Genomic DNA, 14,314 nt, shown 5'->3' with positions numbered 1-14,314 from the left:
CTGGCATGAGTGCGACCCGGCTGCCCGGCACCCCCCGCCTGTTGCGGGCGCTCAACGACCGCGCGGCGCTGGAACTGCTCCTCGAACGCGGGCCGCTCACCCGGGCCCGGCTCGGCGAGCTGACCGGGCTCTCCAAGGTGACCGCGTCCCAGCTCGTCGAGCGGCTGGAAGAGCGCGGCCTGGTCACCCGGGTCGGCGAGCAGGCCGGCGGGCGGGGCCCGAACGCCCAGCTCTACGCGGTCCGGCCCGGCAGCGCGTACGTGGTCGGCGTGGACGTCGACGCCGAGCGGGTGGTGGCGGCCTGCGCCGACATCACCGGGGCGGTGATCGGCCGGGTCGAGCAGTCGACGAAGGACACCGACGACCCGGTGGGCGTGGTGCACAACGCGGTGGTCGAGGCGGCGAGCAGCGCCGGCGCGGAGCTGTCGAGCGTACGGCGGATCGTGCTCGGCACCCCCGGCCTGGTGGACCCGGGCACCGGCGACATCACCTTCGCGTTCAACCTGCCGCGCTGGCACCGCGGCCTGCTCGCCGCGCTCCGCGAGGACCTGCACACCCCGGTGGTCTTCGAGAACGACGTCAACCTGGCCGCCGTCGCCGAGGCCCAGTCCGGCGCGGCGCAGGGCGTCTCGGACTTCGTCCTGGTCTGGGTGGGCGCCGGCGTCGGCCTGGCGATCGTGCTCGGTGGCCGGCTGCACCACGGCAGCAGCGGCGCGGCCGGCGAGATCGGCTACCTGCCGGTGCCCGGCGTACCCATTCCGCGGGACGTCTCGAAGCGGGCCAAGCCGGCGTTCCAGCAGCTCGCGGGCGCCGACGCGGTCCGTGCGGTGGCCGCCGAGCAGGGCTTCGCCGCGGAGAGTGCGGCCGACGCGGTGCGTGCCGCCATCGCCGCCGGCACGGCCGGCGGGCCGATGCTGGACGAGTTGGCCCGGCGGCTGGCCCTCGGGGTGGCCAGCACCTGCGTGGTGCTCGACCCGCCGTTGGTGGTGCTCGCCGGCGACGTGGGGCAGGCGGGCGGGGCGGCGCTGGCCGAGCGGGTGCAGCACGAGGTGGCGGCGATCACCCTGGTCCGGCCGCGGGTGGTCACCACCGGGCTCACCGAGGAGCCGATCCTGCGCGGGGCGCTGCGCACCGCGCTCGACGCGGTGCGCGACGAGGTGTTCGGCTCGACGGTCGGTTGACCGTCCGCCCGTCGTCGCCCACGCCGCCATGTGAAGGAATTCTTCACGAGCTGGCGATCGTCTGCAAGGAGTTGCCGGTGCGGCCCCCGTCGCCGCGGGCCGCACCGGCCCGGCTCAGATCAGGTCACGGCGGCGGAACGCGGCGAACGCGGCCCCGACCAGCACCACGGCCAACCCGAGCAGCACCGCCAGCCCGGGCCGCCAGGTCAGGGTGTACAGGCCCTCGCAGAAGCCGGAGATGTCGCCGTGGCAGGCGCTGCGGTCCCAGAACTCGACCTCACCGCTGAGCCAGGCGCCCAGGTAGCTGGAGAGCATCCACTGGTCCGGACGGGCCGCGTCGAGGATCTGCAGCACCAGCCGCGCCCCTAGCTCCCACACCACCAGGTACGCGGCCACCGTGCCGAGCGCCGCGGCGGTGTGCCGGCCCAGCGTCGCGATGGCGAAGCCGACCGCCGCGGCGATCAGCACCAGCGCCATCCCCCGCCCGTGCTGGGCGCCCAGCGACGCCCAGAACGACCCGTCCATCGGGCCGGGGTAACCGACCGTCTGGCCGATCAGCCAGAACACCGTCAGATACGCCGCCGACGCCACTGCGGAGAACACCAGCAGCCCGGCGAGCAGCGTGCCGAGCTTGGCGCCGAGTACCGCCCACCGGCGGGGTCGCCACAGCAGCAGGTTGACCACGCCGCCCGAGTTCAGATCGGCGCCGATGTAGGAGGCCCCGACCAGGAAGCCGAACAGCACCAGGAACGCGATCAGGAAGTAGAGCAGCGGCTTGGCCTCGGTGGCGAAGACGAACACTCCACTGAGGTAGTCCGAGGTGGTCGGCAACCGCTCCATCCGCCCCGGGTCCACCTCGGCGCAGTCCTTGGGCACGTAGTCGTGCTCCTGCGGCTCCACGGTCCCGGCCTTGATGGCGAGGCAGCGATCGTGCGCCGCCTCCAGCTGCGCGATCTGCTCCGCGGCCTGCGCCCGGGCCCGGCTCAACTCCTCGGCGGAGGGCTGGTGTGAGCCGGCCAGCGTGGTCCCCGCGGTCACCGCGAAGGCGACCAGCAGCAGCACCACCATCAGTTGCACGAAGCGGCGGGCGGTCAGCCGCTCCAACTCGGCACGGACCAGGTTCACGCGTCCACCTCCTGGCTCTCGCGCGCGTCGAGGTCGATCACCACGTCGTCCGATCCGGCCGGTGGGCGTAGTGACCCGTCCACCTGCCGGGGCACCGTGGGGTGCGGGGTCGTGCCGGTCAGCTCCAGGAAGACGCTCTCCAGGTCCGGGCGGAGCGGGATCAGCTCCCGCACCCAGAGACCCTGCTCGCCCAGCGTGCGGCTGATCAGCTCCGGGTCGTCGACCCCGGCGACCAACAGGTGCTCGGGATGGGCGGTGACCGACATGCCGGCCTGGGCCAGCAACTCCACGGCGCGCTCCGGCTCGGCCACCCGGACCTGCCACTCGTGCTGGTCGAAGCCGTCCAGCACCTCCTCCACCCGCCCGTACGCCACCCGCCGGCCCCGGCTGATGATCGTCACGTGGTCGCAGATCAGCTGGATCTCGGCCAGGATGTGGCTGGACAGCAGCACGGTCACCCCGGACGCCGCGAGGGTGCGCATCAGGTCCCGCATCTCCCGGATACCGGCCGGGTCCAGCCCGTTGGCCGGCTCGTCGAGGATCAGCAGCTCCGGGCTCTTGAGCAGCGCCGACGCGACGGCCAGCCGCTGTTTCATGCCCAGCGAGTAGCCCTTGACCCGCTCCTCGCTCCGATCCCGCAGGCCGACCTGCTCCAGCACCTCGTCCACCCGGCCGGTGGGCACGCCCCCGGCCACCGCGAGCAGCCGCAGCGTACGGCGGGCGGTGAAGTTGCCGAAGAACTGCGGACTCTCGACGATCGCGCCGACCCGCCCGGCCACCTCCGGCAGCCGCTGCGGGGAACTGGCCCCGAGCACGCTCATCCGGCCGGCGTCGGCCCGCACCAGCCCGAGCAGGGCGCGCAGCGTGGTGGTCTTGCCCGAGCCGTTCGGCCCGAGGAAACCGTGGATCTGCCCCGACTCGACCAGCAGGTCGAAACCGTCGGCGGCGACCCGGCGCCCCTGGCGCAGGGTGTGGAACGTCTTGCGGAGACCGGCGATCTCGATGACCGCGCTCATCCCTGCGGCTCCTGGCAGGCGTCGGGCATGAACCATCCTCCGGGTGTGGTGACCAACGACACGGTGCCCCACCCTATGGCGGTGACCCCGCCCGTGGGGGGCAGCGCACGGGCTGCGTGGTTGGATGGACCGGTGACTCATGACCTGGATGTGGTGGTCAGCCTCGACGGGGTCGGCGTCAAACGCTCCGGCACCGCGCTGCTGCACGACCTCGACTGGCGGGTCGAGCTGGACGAACGCTGGGTGGTGCTCGGCGGGAACGGCGCCGGCAAGACCACCCTGCTCAACCTGGCCGCCGGCCGGCTGCACCCGACCACCGGCACCGCGCACGTCCTCGGCGAGCGGATCGGCCGCACCGACGTCAACGAGCTGCGGACCCGCATCGGCCTCTCCACCGCCACGCTGGCCGAGCGGATTCCCGGCGACGAACGGGTCGCCGACGTCGTGGTCACCGCGGCCTGGTCGGTGGTGGGCCGCTGGCGGGAGAACTACGACCGCACCGACGAGCTGCGCGCCCAGTCGCTGCTGCGCCAGCTCGGCGTCGGCCACCTCGGCGAGCGGGCGTACGGCACGCTGTCGGAGGGGGAGCGCAAGCGGGTGCAGATCGCCCGCGCCCTGATGACCGACCCGGAGCTGCTGCTCCTCGACGAGCCGGCCGCCGGGCTCGACCTGGGTGGGCGCGAGGACCTGGTCGCCCGGCTCGCCGAGCTGGCGTACGACCCGGACGCCCCGGCGCTGGTGCTGGTGACCCACCACGTCGAGGAGATCCCCCCCGGCTTCACCCACGCCCTGCTGCTGCGCGAGGGCGGCGTGGTGGCCCAGGGTCTGCTCGCCGACACGCTCACCGCCGACAACCTGTCGAAGACCTTCGGCCTGCCGCTGGTCGTGCAGCGCACCGGCGACCGGTGGACCGCCCGGGCCGCGTGACTGGAGGAGGGGCCACCGTGCCGCAGACCCGGGTCGCCGTGGTGGGCAGCGCCAACATGGACCTGGTCGGCACCGCCGCCGCGCTGCCCCGCCCCGGCGAGACCGTGCTCGGCAGCGACTTCGTGATGCTGCCCGGCGGCAAAGGCGCCAACCAGGCCATCGCCGCCGTGCGCGCCGGCGCCTCCTGCCTCTTTCTCGGCGCCATCGGCTCGGACGCCTTCGGGGTCACCCTCAAGGCCCGCATCACCGCGGCCGGCGTCGACACCAGCCAGCTCCGGGTGGTGTACGGGGCCTCGGGCGTCGCCCTGGTCATGGTGGGTGGTGCGGGGGAGAACGCCATCCTGGTCACGCCCGGCGCCAACGGTGCGTTCACCGGCCTCACCCAGGGCGAGCTGGACGCCGTACGCGCAGCGGACGTGCTGGTCGCGCAGCTGGAGGTGCCGGTCGAGACGGTGACCGAGGCGGCCGTTGCGGCCCGGGCGGCGGGCACCCGGGTGGTGCTCAACGCGGCGCCGGCCCGACCGGTGCCGGCGGAGCTGCTCGCCGCGGTGGACCTGCTGGTGGTCAACGAGACCGAGGCGCACGCCCTCACCGGACGGCGCCGGGACGAGCCGGACGCACTGCTCGACCTGGTGCCCCGGGCGGTGCTGACCCTCGGCGCCGACGGCGCCTGGTACGGCGACCGGGACGGCACGTCCGTGCACGTCCCGGCCGTGAAGGTCGACGTGGTCGACGAGACCGCCGCCGGGGACGCCTTCACCGCCGCGCTCGCCGTCGGCTGGGGCGAGAGCCGGGACCTCGTCGACGCGGTGCACTGGGCGGCGGCGGCCGGCGCGGCCTGCGCACGCCGGCTCGGCGCGTCGGTGGCGATGCCCCGTCGGGTGGAGATCGACGAGCTGTACACCCCGCCGGCCTGACCGGCTACGCCACGCCGGCCCGGAACGCCCGCCGGTACGCCGACGGCGACGTGCGCATCGCCCGCCCGAAGTGGTGCCGGTAGGTGACCGGACTGTCGAAGCCCACCGCCGCGGCGATCTCCGCCACCGGTGCATCGGTCGTCTCCAGCAGGGCGAGGCTGGCCCGCACCCGCTGGTCGATCAGCCAGCGGATCGGGCTGGCGCCGGCGGCCCGGGCGAAGTGCCGTAGGTAGCTGCGGGTCGACATGTGCGCCTGCCGGGCCAGCGCCGCCACGGTCAGCGGCTCGGCCAGGTGGCGGACCGCCCAGGCCATGCTGGCGGCGATCCGGTCGTCGTCCGGGTCGACGCTCACCGGCGCCTCGATGAACTGGGCCTGCCCACCCTCCCGGTGCGGCGGGATCACCAGCCGACGGGCCACCGCGTTGGCGACCGCCGCCCCGAAGTCGCGGCGGACCACGTGCACGCAGAGGTCCAGCCCGGCGGCGCTGCCCGCGCTGGTGAGGATGTCGCCATCGTCCAGGTAGAGCACGTCCGGGTCGACGGTGACCGCCGGGTGACGGCGGGCCAGCAGGTCCGCGTACCGCCAGTGGGTGGTGGCCCGCCGGCCGTCGAGCAGACCCGCCCCGGCGAGGGCGAACGCGCCGGAGCAGATCGACATCAGCCGGGCGCCTCGCCGGTGCGCCCGACGCAACGCGGCCACCAGCTCCGGCGAAGGGTCGGCGGTGACGTCCGGCACCCCGGGCAGGATCACCGTGCCGGCCTCGGCGAGGGTCGCCAGGCCATGCGGCGTGTGCAGGGCGGCCCCGCCGACGACCGGCACCGGCCCGGGGCGTTCCGCGCAGACGGTGAGCCGGTACCAGTCGACCTCCAGTTCGGGGCGGGGCAGCCCGAACACCTCGGTCACGATGCCGGTCTCGAAGACCGACATCCCCGGGTACGCCAGCACCGCCACGGTACGGTCCACGGGAGCCATGGCGGGATCTTAGCGAAGGACGACGATCACGCCACTCCCGCCGCTGCCGGCCGGAGCCGCAGGATCGGGGCATGACGTTCTCCGTACCGCCGGCCGCCCCGGCGACCGCTGCCGCCCACTTCCTCGCCCGACTCAGCTTCGAGACCGACGTCAGCGACGTGCACGCCGCCCTGACGGCAGGCACGCCCGACCTGGTGGTGGTCGACTCGCGCGGGGCCGCGGCCTGGCGGCAGGGGCACCTGCCGGATGCGGTGCACCTGCCCACGGCCGAGATCGCCGCCCGCGCCGCCGAGGTGGTGCCGGCCGGGTCGACGGTGGTGACGTACTGCTGGGGGCCGGGCTGCAACGGGGCCACCCGGGCGGCGCTGGAGTTCGCCCGGCTCGGCTGGCGGGTGAAGGAGATGATCGGCGGCTTCGAGTACTGGGCACGGGAGGGCCTGCCGGTGGTAACCCCGGAGGGGACCGTCCGCCGCCGGGTGGACGAGCTGACCGCGCCCCGCGCCGCCGTGACCTGCGACTGCTGAGCCCCGGTGCGTTCGGCCGCAGCTCCCGGTCGGCCCGGTCAGTTGGCTGCGGCGTCCCGGTCGGTCGGGTCGTCGACCAGGCGCTCGCCGCGGCGGCGGAGCATGCCGAGGCCTGGGATGCCGGCGACGGCGAGCTTGAGGTCGCGGGTGACGGCGAGCAGGTCGTGCAGGTCGGGGCCGACCCGGTCCAAAGTGGCCAGGATCGGCAGCACGTCCGAGGTCAGGTGCTCCTTCAGCTTCGGCAGTTCGTCGACCAGCCGGATCGCGGCGGTCACCTCCTCCGGGGTGAGTTGCTCGACGAACCGGGCCGCCATCGGCGCGGCCCGCCGCAGCGCCGGCTCGTACGCCGCCAGCAGCTCAGTGGCGGTGCCGGACGCCGCTTCGGCCTCGGCCACCACCGCGCCCGCCGTCCGGGCCACCCGGTCGGCCTCGCCGACCACCACGCCGGCGGCGGCGGAGACCCGCTCGGCTTCGCCGACCACCGCGGCGGCGGCCGTGGCGACCTCGGTGGCCGTCTCGATGGCCCCGGTGGCGGCGGCGCTGATCACCCCGACCTCCCGGACCGCGGCCTCCGCGTCGGTGAGCACCCGGTCGGTGCGGTCGAGCGTGCCCTCGATCCGGTCGACCACCCCGTTGATCCGGCGCAGCAGCACCTCCACGTCGTCGAGCACCGCGAAGGCACGGGACGGCACGGCGGCGAACGCGGCGGCCGAGCCGAGCGCCTGGTCCAGGGCGGAACGGGTGAGCCCGACGACGGCGCCGGGGCGGGGGAGGGAAATCGCCATGCCCACCAGTGTGCGTTGCCCCGACCAGCATCGCCGGGTGGAGCGGTCAGCGGCGCTCCCCCTGCTGCTCGACGGCGCGCTGCACCGCCCGGTAGATCTGCCCGAACCGCAGCGCGTCCGGTGTCCGCAGCAGCATCACCTCCCGCCCGTGGTGCTGCACCCACAGCTCGTGCACCCGGTTGCCGCGGTCGTAGGAGCGGTCCAGCCAGCCGAGCGGCACCTCCAGAAAGGGGGTGAGCGCGAGCGCGGCGATCGCGCAGCCGGCCAGGACGACCAGGGCCAGCTGCCAGTTGCCCCGGTCCTGCGCGGCCCAGGCGAGGGACAGTACGCAGACCACGGCCACCAGCGGCGGCAGCGACAGGAGCAGGACCAGGACGCCGCGGCCGAGGACCCGGGACCGGACGGCCAGGGTGGTTGGTCCGCGCGCGTGCCAGACGTACGTGACGTCGGCGAGGATGACGACGTGCCCGCCCGCGTGGATGGCCTCGGAGGTGACCTGTACCGCGTCGTCCCGGTAATAGAAAGTCATCACTCAGCCTAACCACCCGGTTTCAAGTCCCGGTGCTGGCGAGAGCCGCGTCGGCGGGGCGGCGGCGGCCCGATGGCTGCGCACCCCCTTTGGAGCTGAATCGCTTGCGATGTCACGCCCGAGCGCGGCTGCGGGCCCGAATCGTCTGCGACATCAGCTCCAAAGGGGGGCGAACAGGAGTGCCTGCGGTCCGGGCTCGGGGTTCCGGCTCCAAACCCCGACCGGCCGCGGGGACAACGGAAACACGATCGGCCGGGTAGCGTCCGAGCGCATGACGGACCGGAACGACGCCGGCGCCCCGGCGGGCCTCAACGAGCAGGAGCGCAACGTCGAGGTGGTCCGTCGGTACCTGCGGACGTTCGTCACCAAGGACCTGGCCGAGTTGGCCGAGGTGGTCGCGGAGGACGTGGAGATCTACGGCTCGGGCACGGCGGTGCGCGGCCGGCACTACCCCGAGGCCGCCGTCTCCTCGCCCGGGTTGACCGTCATCAGCCAGGAGATCCTGGAGCTCTTCGCGGCGGAGGACCGGGTGGTCGTCTCGCTGGCGCAGACGTACCGGCGGGACGCCACGGGGGCGACGACCGTGCAGAGCGCCTGCAAGATGTACCGGCTGGCCGGCGGGCGGATCGTCCAGTTCTGGGGCGAGCAGGACACCTACGGCCTGCTGCGCGGCCTGGGGCTGCTGCCGGACGAGCCGATCGCCTTCTGACGGCGGGGCACCTGCCCGCTCTCCATGGCGCGCTGCACCGCCCGGTAGATCTGGCCGAAGCGAAGTGCGTCGCCGCTGCGCAGCAGCCGCACCGGCTGGCCCCGCCAGCGCGCCCACATCTCCAGCTCCCGGCTGCCCCGGTCGTAGGAGCGGTCGAGGTGTTCGAAGAGGACGTCGGCGAGCGGCCCGACCCCGAGGCCGACGAGCACGGAGGCGCCCACGATGGCGATCGTCACCACCGGCGCGGGCCGCAGCCAGATGGCCAGCGCGACCCCGAGCACGGCGGCCGCCACGGGGCCGGCGAGGGCCGCTCCGATGGCGCCCCGGCCGGCCAGTACCCGCCAGGAGCGGCTGCCTCGGCGGTGCCACACCACGCTGATCTCGGCGAGCGGGAACGCCCGGCCGTCGACGCGCACGGCGGTCGAGGTGACCTGCACGGACCTGTCGTCGTAATACGTGATCATGGCCTTACTCCCGGTGGCAGGGCAGCTACCAGACTACTTGCCCCAACGACCCGGGCCGTAAGGTTGGCACGCGACTTCGACGAGGAAGTGAGGGCAGCGTGGGCGAGCTCGTCAGGCTGGAAGTGAAGGACGGCATCGGCACCATCCGGCTGGAGCGGCCGCCGATGAACGCGCTCAACACCCAGGTGCAGGAGGAGTTGCGCGCCGCCGCGACCGAGGCCACCGCGGACGCCGAGGTCCGCGCCGTCATCGTGTACGGCGGGGAGAAGGTCTTCGCCGCCGGCGCGGACATCAAGGAGATGGCCGACATGTCCTACGTGGACATGGCCGCCCGCGCCGCCGACCTCTCCAGCGCGCTGGGCGCCATCGCCCGGATCCCGAAGCCGGTGGTCGCCGCGATCACCGGGTACGCCCTCGGCGGTGGCTGCGAGCTGGCCCTGGCCTGTGACTGGCGGGTGGTGGCCGAGGATGCGAAGCTCGGCCAGCCGGAGATCAAGCTCGGCATCATCCCGGGCGCCGGCGGCACCCAGCGGCTGGCCCGGCTGGTCGGCCCGGCGCGGGCCAAGGACCTGATCATGACGGGCCGGATGGTCGACGCGCAGGAGGCGCTGCGGATCGGCCTGGCCGACCGGGTGGTCCCGGCCGCCGAGGTCTACGACGCCGCCGTCGCCTACGTGAAGCCGTTCCTGACCGGCCCGGTGCAGGCCCTGCGGGCCGCCAAGCTGGCCGTCGACGGTGGCCTGGACATGGACCTCAACTCGGGCCTGGCCTGGGAGAGCCAGCTCTTCGCGGCGCTCTTCGCCACCGACGACCGGCGCGAGGGCATGGCCGCGTTCGTCGAGAAGCGCAAGCCTGACTTCACCGGCCGCTGAGCCGCCTGCCCCCGGGTCGGCGGCGCACCTCCGTCGCCGGCCCGAGGCCGGTTCACATTCCGCCTACCGGTCAGTAACGTGTGACTCCGGTCCTGGGACGAAGGGGAGTGGCGATGACGGAACGGGTCGAGGGGCACGGCGGGGAACTGGCGCTGGCGGCGCTGCGCGCGCACGGCGTACGGGAGATGTTCACCCTCTCCGGCGGGCACGTCTTCCCGCTCTACGACGCCGCGCACCGGACCGGATTCCCGATCTACGACGTCCGGCACGAGCAGTCCGCCGTCTTCGCCGCCGAGGCGGTGGCGAAGCTCCAGCGCCGCCCCGGCCTGGCCGTGCTCACCGCGGGCCCCGGCGTGACCAACGGTGTCTCCGGGCTGACCAGCGCCTTCTTCAACGCCTCGCCGGTGCTGGTGCTGGGCGGGCGGGCCCCGCAGTTCCGCTGGGGCTCCGGCAGCCTGCAGGAGATGGATCACCTGCCCCTGGTCGCCCCGGTGACCAAGCACGCCGAGACGGTGTTCAGCGCCGACGACATCCCGCGCGCGGTCACCGCCGCCCTCACCGCGGCGCTCACCCCGCACCGCGGCCCGGTGTTTCTCGACTTCCCCCTCGAAGCGGTCTTCTCGGTCGGCGAGGCCGACCTGCCGGCCGTCACCCCGGTCGCCCCGCTGGAGGCGGATCCGGACGAGGTCGCCAGGGCCGCCGGCCTGATCGCCGGCGCCGCCCGCCCGGTGATCATCGCCGGTTCCGACGTGTACGCGGGCGACGCCACCGAGGCCCTGCGCGCCGCCGCCGAGTCCCTCCAGGTGCCGGTCTTCACCAACGGCATGGGCCGGGGCGCGCTGCCGCCGGAGCACCCGCTGGCCTTCGCCAAGGCTCGCCGGGTCGCCCTCAAGGGCGCCGACGTGGTCGTGGTCGTCGGCACCCCGCTGGACTTCCGGCTGAGCTTCGGCGACTTCGGCGACGCCCCGGTCGTCCACATCGTGGACGCGCCCAGCCAGCGCGCCGGGCACGTCCAGCCGGCCGTCAGCCCCGCCGGCGACCTGCGGCTCATCCTCACCGCGCTCGCCGAGCACTCCGGCGACCGGGCCGACCACGCCGACTGGATCGCCCAGCTGCGCACCGCGGAGGACGCCGCGAAGGCCCGCGACGCCGAGGAGATGGCCGCCGAGACGGACCCGATCCGCCCGGCCCGGGTCTACGGCGAGCTGCGCCGGGTGCTCGCCGCCGACGCGATCACCATCGGCGACGGCGGCGACTTCGTGTCGTACGCCGGGAAGTATCTGGAGCCGGCGCAGCCCGGCACCTGGCTCGACCCCGGCCCGTACGGCTGCCTCGGCACCGGCATGGGCTACGCCATGGGAGCCCGGGTCAGCCACCCCGACCGACAGATCTGCGTGCTGATGGGCGACGGCGCCGCCGGCTTCTCGCTGATGGACGTGGAGTCCCTGGTCCGGCAGCGGCTCCCGGTGGTCATCGTGGTCGGCAACAACGGCATCTGGGGGCTGGAGAAGCACCCGATGCGAGCCATGTACGGCTACGACGTGGCCGCCGACCTCCAGCCCGGGCTGCGCTACGACAAGGTGGTCGAGGCACTCGGTGGCGCGGGCGAGACGGTGGAGAAGGCCGCCGACCTCGGCCCGGCCCTGACCCGCGCCTTCGACGCCGGCGTGCCGTACCTGGTCAACGTGCTGACCGACCCGTCCGACGCGTACCCCCGCTCGTCCAACCTGGCCTGACCCACGGCCGGCGACCGCCGTCGCCGGAGTGACCGGCGACGGCGGTCGGGTCGTCGGGTGAGCGGACTACCAGCGGGGCTCAGACCTCCGGCCGGTCCCGGTCGCCCTCCCGGCGGCGCAGCTCCTCCTCGCGCCGGCGCAGGTCGTCCTCCCAGCGCCGGAGGAGTTCCTGGTCGTCGCGGCGAGACCGCTCGGCCAGGGAGGACAGGAACGCCGGGTCGTCGTCCGGCGCCACCGGCCGGCGGCGGTCCTGTTCCGAGAAGCCGTTCCCCATCGGCCAGGCGGTGCGGGGCCGGCGACCGGCCTGCTCCCGCCCGGCGGCGAACCAGGCGACCGAACCGATCAGCGGGAAGAACAGGATGATGAGCACCCAGGCGATGCGGGGCAGCGCCCGGATCTCACCCTCCTCGGCGGAGAGACAGCTGATCAGTGCGCAGACGGCGAGCACGATCTGGGCCAGGAAGAGGAGCCCGTACAGGCGATACATGCCGGACATCATGGACCACTGACGCCGTTCAGCGCAGCCCGGCCACCACCAGCACGACGCCGAGCAGCGCGAGACCGGCAGCGGTCAGCGCGGTCAGCGGGAACGACCAGCGCGGCGGCCGCCATGCCCCGGTGCCGGTGGCCCGCCGCCAGCTCACCGCGAGCGCGCCCAGCCACGCCAGCACGGCGAGCCCGGCCAGCGCAGCGCCCGTGGCGCCGCCGGTGAGCGCCAGCCGGACCAGCAGCACGGTGACCCCGGTGAGGGTCAGCAGGGTACGCCGCCAGGCCAGCCGGGTCCGTTCCGGCTGGAGTCCGGGGTCGCCGGTCACCGGATCGCCCGGGCGAGGACCGCGACCACCAGCAGCAGCGCGCCGACGGCGACGGCGAGGGCCAGGATCGCCGGGAAGCGGGACGCGGGCAGTTCCTCGCCCAGCCGGATCGCCCGCTCGGTACGCGCCCAGTGGTCGACCGCGCGGACCGCGACTGTGCCGCCGAGCAGCAGCAGTGCGATGGCGATCGCCTCGCGCAGGTGGGCCAGGGGGAGCGGGGGCAGGAACTGCGCGGCGGCCAGCCCGCCGGCGATCAGCGCCAGGCCGGTACGCAGCCAGGCCAGGAAGGTCCGCTCGTTGGCCAGGGAGAAGCGGTAGTCGGGCGTGGTGCCGACCGATCGGAGCTCGCGCGGGTCGAACCAGCGCCTGATCGCCTCCCACATGTCGTCGATTATCCGCTTTACCCGGTGCCTAGCCTGGGGGGATGACTGATCTTGACGCGCGCAGCCTGCGCGATGCCTATGACGCACAGATCCGCCCGGAGATCCCGAACCCGCCGCGGGCCGGTGTGACCGTCGAGCGGGACGGCCCGCTGGTCCGCATCGTCGGCCTGGACCATCGCGGGTTCATCACGTACCGGACCCTCGACGGGTTGGCCGGCGCGGAGCTGGACGCGCTGATCGCCCGGCAGGTCGAGTTCTTCCGCGGCCGGGGCGAGGCGGTCGAGTGGAAGCTGAACGGCCACGACGAGCCGGCCGACCTGGGCGACCGGCTGAGCGCTGCCGGCTTCGTGCCGGAGGATCTGGAGACCGTCGTGGTCGGTCCGGTCGCGGCCCTGGCCGCCGCCGTCCCGGTTCTGCCCGAGGGGGTACGCCTGCGTGAGGTGACCGACCGGGAGGACCTGGAGCGGATCGCCGCGATGGAGGAGGCGGTCTGGAACGACGACCGGAGCCACCTGGTCACCGGGTTGGCGAAGGAGATCGAGGCCGACCCGCAGTCGATCACGGTGGTGGTGGCCGAGGCGGGCGGCGTGGTGGTCAGCGCCGGCTGGGTGCGCTATCTGCCCGACACCAGCTTCGCCACGCTCTGGGGCGGCTCGACCCTGCCCGAGTGGCGGGGCAAGGGCATCTACCGGGCGCTGGTGGCGTACCGGGCGCGGCTGGCCGAGCAGCGCGGCAAGACGCTGGTGCAGGTCGACTGCTCGCCGGACAGCCGCCCGATCCTGGAGCGGCTGGGGCTTGTCGCGGTCACCACGACCACTCCGTACGTCTACACTCCGTGATCATGGAACCGTTGACGGAGGACGAGCGGCTGACCCTCAGGACCGGAGCCTTCGGCGCGGTCTTCCTGGTCTCCAACGCCGAGCCGGGAATGCTGTCCCTGGTGCGGGAGAGCTTCGCGGCGTCCGGGGCGCTCGGCGGCGCCAGCGGGGTGGTGAAGGAGGCACTCACCGCGGGCCGGCTGCCGCAACTGCCCCGGGACTCCGCGCTGGAGATCGAGGCGACGGTGCTGCCCGCGTTGCGCCGCGCGGTGGAGATCCTGCGGGCGAAGTCGCCGGCGGACGTCGAGACGTACCGGTCGGTGGTGCTGGCCGCGGCGGAGCGGGTGGCGCAGGCCCACCGGGGGAAGTCGACCAGTGAGGCGGCGGTGATCGACAAGATCAGGGGTGCGCTGGCCGGGCCCGCCTGACCGGCTCGGCGGACCAGAGCGCGCGGACGCTGGCCCGGACACAGCGGTCGCGGACGCGGCCGCAGGCGCACCGGTAGGTGTCCGGGATCATCCGGCGGCAGGGCCGGCGGGA

18 protein-coding genes are annotated in these 14,314 nt (G+C 74.2%); 9 read left to right on the top strand and 9 right to left on the bottom strand.

What is annotated here, in order from left to right; all coding sequences use genetic code 11:
• Positions 1-5: 5 nt before the first annotated feature.
• Positions 6-1,181: an ROK family transcriptional regulator gene (locus tag ABZ783_RS02420; RefSeq protein WP_357433931.1), complete on the top strand. Its 1,176-nt coding sequence runs from the start codon at positions 6-8 to the stop codon at positions 1,179-1,181.
• A 114-nt stretch (positions 1,182-1,295) separates the two neighbouring features.
• On the opposite strand, the gene ABZ783_RS02415 is transcribed toward ABZ783_RS02420, so the two are convergent.
• Together ABZ783_RS02415 and ABZ783_RS02410 are read right to left on the bottom strand one after the other, a co-directional pair.
• Positions 1,296-2,306, bottom strand: coding sequence for an ABC transporter permease subunit (locus ABZ783_RS02415; protein ID WP_357433929.1), 1,011 nt, complete (start codon positions 2,304-2,306; stop codon positions 1,296-1,298).
• Positions 2,303-3,322: an ATP-binding cassette domain-containing protein gene (locus tag ABZ783_RS02410; protein ID WP_357433927.1), complete on the bottom strand. Its 1,020-nt coding sequence runs from the start codon at positions 3,320-3,322 to the stop codon at positions 2,303-2,305. Before ABZ783_RS02410 ends, ABZ783_RS02415 begins: the two co-directional genes overlap by 4 nt.
• A 132-nt stretch (positions 3,323-3,454) precedes the next feature.
• Here ABZ783_RS02410 and ABZ783_RS02405 point away from each other — a divergent pair, with 132 nt between their 5' ends.
• Both ABZ783_RS02405 and ABZ783_RS02400 read left to right on the top strand, forming a co-directional pair.
• A complete protein-coding gene (locus tag ABZ783_RS02405) occupies positions 3,455-4,249 on the top strand; it encodes an ABC transporter ATP-binding protein (protein WP_357433925.1) in 795 nt (264 codons plus the stop codon).
• Between the two features lie 17 nt (positions 4,250-4,266).
• Complete coding sequence (locus ABZ783_RS02400; protein WP_357433923.1) at positions 4,267-5,166, top strand: ribokinase; 900 nt, start codon at positions 4,267-4,269, stop codon at positions 5,164-5,166.
• Positions 5,167-5,170: 4 nt separating this feature from the next.
• On the opposite strand, the gene ftrA is transcribed toward ABZ783_RS02400, so the two are convergent.
• Positions 5,171-6,139, bottom strand: coding sequence for a transcriptional regulator FtrA (gene ftrA / locus ABZ783_RS02395; protein WP_357433921.1), 969 nt, complete (start codon positions 6,137-6,139; stop codon positions 5,171-5,173).
• Between the two features lie 71 nt (positions 6,140-6,210).
• Between ftrA and ABZ783_RS02390 the strand changes: the two genes are divergently transcribed.
• Positions 6,211-6,663, top strand: a complete 453-nt coding sequence (locus tag ABZ783_RS02390) for a rhodanese-like domain-containing protein (protein WP_357433919.1) — start codon at positions 6,211-6,213, stop codon at positions 6,661-6,663.
• Positions 6,664-6,701: 38 nt separating this feature from the next.
• Here ABZ783_RS02390 and ABZ783_RS02385 read toward each other — a convergent pair whose 3' ends face one another.
• Positions 6,702-7,448: a hypothetical protein gene (locus tag ABZ783_RS02385; protein ID WP_357433917.1), complete on the bottom strand. Its 747-nt coding sequence runs from the start codon at positions 7,446-7,448 to the stop codon at positions 6,702-6,704.
• A 46-nt stretch (positions 7,449-7,494) separates the two neighbouring features.
• On the bottom strand, positions 7,495-7,977 hold the full coding sequence (locus tag ABZ783_RS02380; RefSeq protein WP_357433916.1) for a DUF6232 family protein: 483 nt from the start codon (positions 7,975-7,977) through the stop codon (positions 7,495-7,497).
• 271 nt (positions 7,978-8,248) lie between these two features.
• Here ABZ783_RS02380 and ABZ783_RS02375 point away from each other — a divergent pair, with 271 nt between their 5' ends.
• Positions 8,249-8,686 (top strand): nuclear transport factor 2 family protein, encoded by a 438-nt coding sequence (locus tag ABZ783_RS02375; RefSeq protein ID WP_357433913.1) that lies wholly within the window; start codon positions 8,249-8,251, stop codon positions 8,684-8,686.
• Here the strand turns inward: ABZ783_RS02375 and ABZ783_RS02370 are convergent.
• Positions 8,632-9,150 (bottom strand): DUF6232 family protein, encoded by a 519-nt coding sequence (locus tag ABZ783_RS02370; protein ID WP_357433911.1) that lies wholly within the window; start codon positions 9,148-9,150, stop codon positions 8,632-8,634. The two genes, ABZ783_RS02375 and ABZ783_RS02370, sit on opposite strands and share 55 nt — an antisense overlap.
• Positions 9,151-9,248: 98 nt before the next feature.
• Here ABZ783_RS02370 and ABZ783_RS02365 point away from each other — a divergent pair, with 98 nt between their 5' ends.
• Positions 9,249-10,022, top strand: coding sequence for an enoyl-CoA hydratase-related protein (locus ABZ783_RS02365; protein WP_357433909.1), 774 nt, complete (start codon positions 9,249-9,251; stop codon positions 10,020-10,022).
• Positions 10,023-10,135: 113 nt separating this feature from the next.
• Positions 10,136-11,758 (top strand): acetolactate synthase, encoded by a 1,623-nt coding sequence (locus ABZ783_RS02360; protein ID WP_357433907.1) that lies wholly within the window; start codon positions 10,136-10,138, stop codon positions 11,756-11,758.
• Positions 11,759-11,837: 79 nt separating this feature from the next.
• On the opposite strand, the gene ABZ783_RS02355 is transcribed toward ABZ783_RS02360, so the two are convergent.
• Genes ABZ783_RS02355 through ABZ783_RS02345 form a run of 3 tightly spaced genes read right to left on the bottom strand, consistent with a single transcriptional unit; the run spans position 11,838 to position 12,956 of the window.
• Complete coding sequence (locus ABZ783_RS02355; RefSeq protein WP_357433905.1) at positions 11,838-12,245, bottom strand: PLD nuclease N-terminal domain-containing protein; 408 nt, start codon at positions 12,243-12,245, stop codon at positions 11,838-11,840.
• A gap of 28 nt (positions 12,246-12,273) precedes the next feature.
• Positions 12,274-12,573 (bottom strand): DUF202 domain-containing protein, encoded by a 300-nt coding sequence (locus ABZ783_RS02350; RefSeq protein WP_357433903.1) that lies wholly within the window; start codon positions 12,571-12,573, stop codon positions 12,274-12,276.
• Positions 12,570-12,956, bottom strand: coding sequence for a DUF202 domain-containing protein (locus tag ABZ783_RS02345; RefSeq protein WP_357433901.1), 387 nt, complete (start codon positions 12,954-12,956; stop codon positions 12,570-12,572). Before ABZ783_RS02345 ends, ABZ783_RS02350 begins: the two co-directional genes overlap by 4 nt.
• Positions 12,957-12,997: 41 nt before the next feature.
• Here ABZ783_RS02345 and ABZ783_RS02340 point away from each other — a divergent pair, with 41 nt between their 5' ends.
• Positions 12,998-13,795, top strand: a complete 798-nt coding sequence (locus ABZ783_RS02340; protein ID WP_357433899.1) for a GNAT family N-acetyltransferase — start codon at positions 12,998-13,000, stop codon at positions 13,793-13,795.
• Positions 13,796-13,797: 2 nt separating this feature from the next.
• Positions 13,798-14,202, top strand: a complete 405-nt coding sequence (locus tag ABZ783_RS02335) for a hypothetical protein (RefSeq protein ID WP_357433897.1) — start codon at positions 13,798-13,800, stop codon at positions 14,200-14,202.
• Positions 14,203-14,314: the final 112 nt, after the last annotated feature.

The organism is Micromonospora sp. NPDC047738 (genome assembly GCF_040642675.1).
Lineage (GTDB): Bacteria > Actinomycetota > Actinomycetes > Mycobacteriales > Micromonosporaceae > Micromonospora.
The sequence above is the reverse complement of the archived record's forward strand: the minus strand, read 5'-3'. Positions and strand labels throughout refer to the sequence as shown.

What these genes read in the sequence shown, in the direction of transcription:
- ABZ783_RS02420 (WP_357433931.1), top strand. Translation starts at nt 6, where the DNA reads ATGAGTGCGACCCGGCTGCCCGGCACCCCCCGCCTGTTGCGGGCGCTC.
- ABZ783_RS02410 (WP_357433927.1), bottom strand. Translation starts at nt 3,322, where the DNA reads ATGAGCGCGGTCATCGAGATCGCCGGTCTCCGCAAGACGTTCCACACC.
- ftrA (WP_357433921.1), bottom strand. Translation starts at nt 6,139, where the DNA reads ATGGCTCCCGTGGACCGTACCGTGGCGGTGCTGGCGTACCCGGGGATG.
- ABZ783_RS02390 (WP_357433919.1), top strand. Translation starts at nt 6,211, where the DNA reads ATGACGTTCTCCGTACCGCCGGCCGCCCCGGCGACCGCTGCCGCCCAC.
- ABZ783_RS02385 (WP_357433917.1), bottom strand. Translation starts at nt 7,448, where the DNA reads ATGGCGATTTCCCTCCCCCGCCCCGGCGCCGTCGTCGGGCTCACCCGT.
- ABZ783_RS02380 (WP_357433916.1), bottom strand. Translation starts at nt 7,977, where the DNA reads ATGACTTTCTATTACCGGGACGACGCGGTACAGGTCACCTCCGAGGCC.
- ABZ783_RS02375 (WP_357433913.1), top strand. Translation starts at nt 8,249, where the DNA reads ATGACGGACCGGAACGACGCCGGCGCCCCGGCGGGCCTCAACGAGCAG.
- ABZ783_RS02370 (WP_357433911.1), bottom strand. Translation starts at nt 9,150, where the DNA reads ATGATCACGTATTACGACGACAGGTCCGTGCAGGTCACCTCGACCGCC.
- ABZ783_RS02360 (WP_357433907.1), top strand. Translation starts at nt 10,136, where the DNA reads ATGACGGAACGGGTCGAGGGGCACGGCGGGGAACTGGCGCTGGCGGCG.
- ABZ783_RS02355 (WP_357433905.1), bottom strand. Translation starts at nt 12,245, where the DNA reads ATGTATCGCCTGTACGGGCTCCTCTTCCTGGCCCAGATCGTGCTCGCC.
- ABZ783_RS02345 (WP_357433901.1), bottom strand. Translation starts at nt 12,956, where the DNA reads ATGTGGGAGGCGATCAGGCGCTGGTTCGACCCGCGCGAGCTCCGATCG.
- ABZ783_RS02340 (WP_357433899.1), top strand. Translation starts at nt 12,998, where the DNA reads ATGACTGATCTTGACGCGCGCAGCCTGCGCGATGCCTATGACGCACAG.
- ABZ783_RS02335 (WP_357433897.1), top strand. Translation starts at nt 13,798, where the DNA reads ATGGAACCGTTGACGGAGGACGAGCGGCTGACCCTCAGGACCGGAGCC.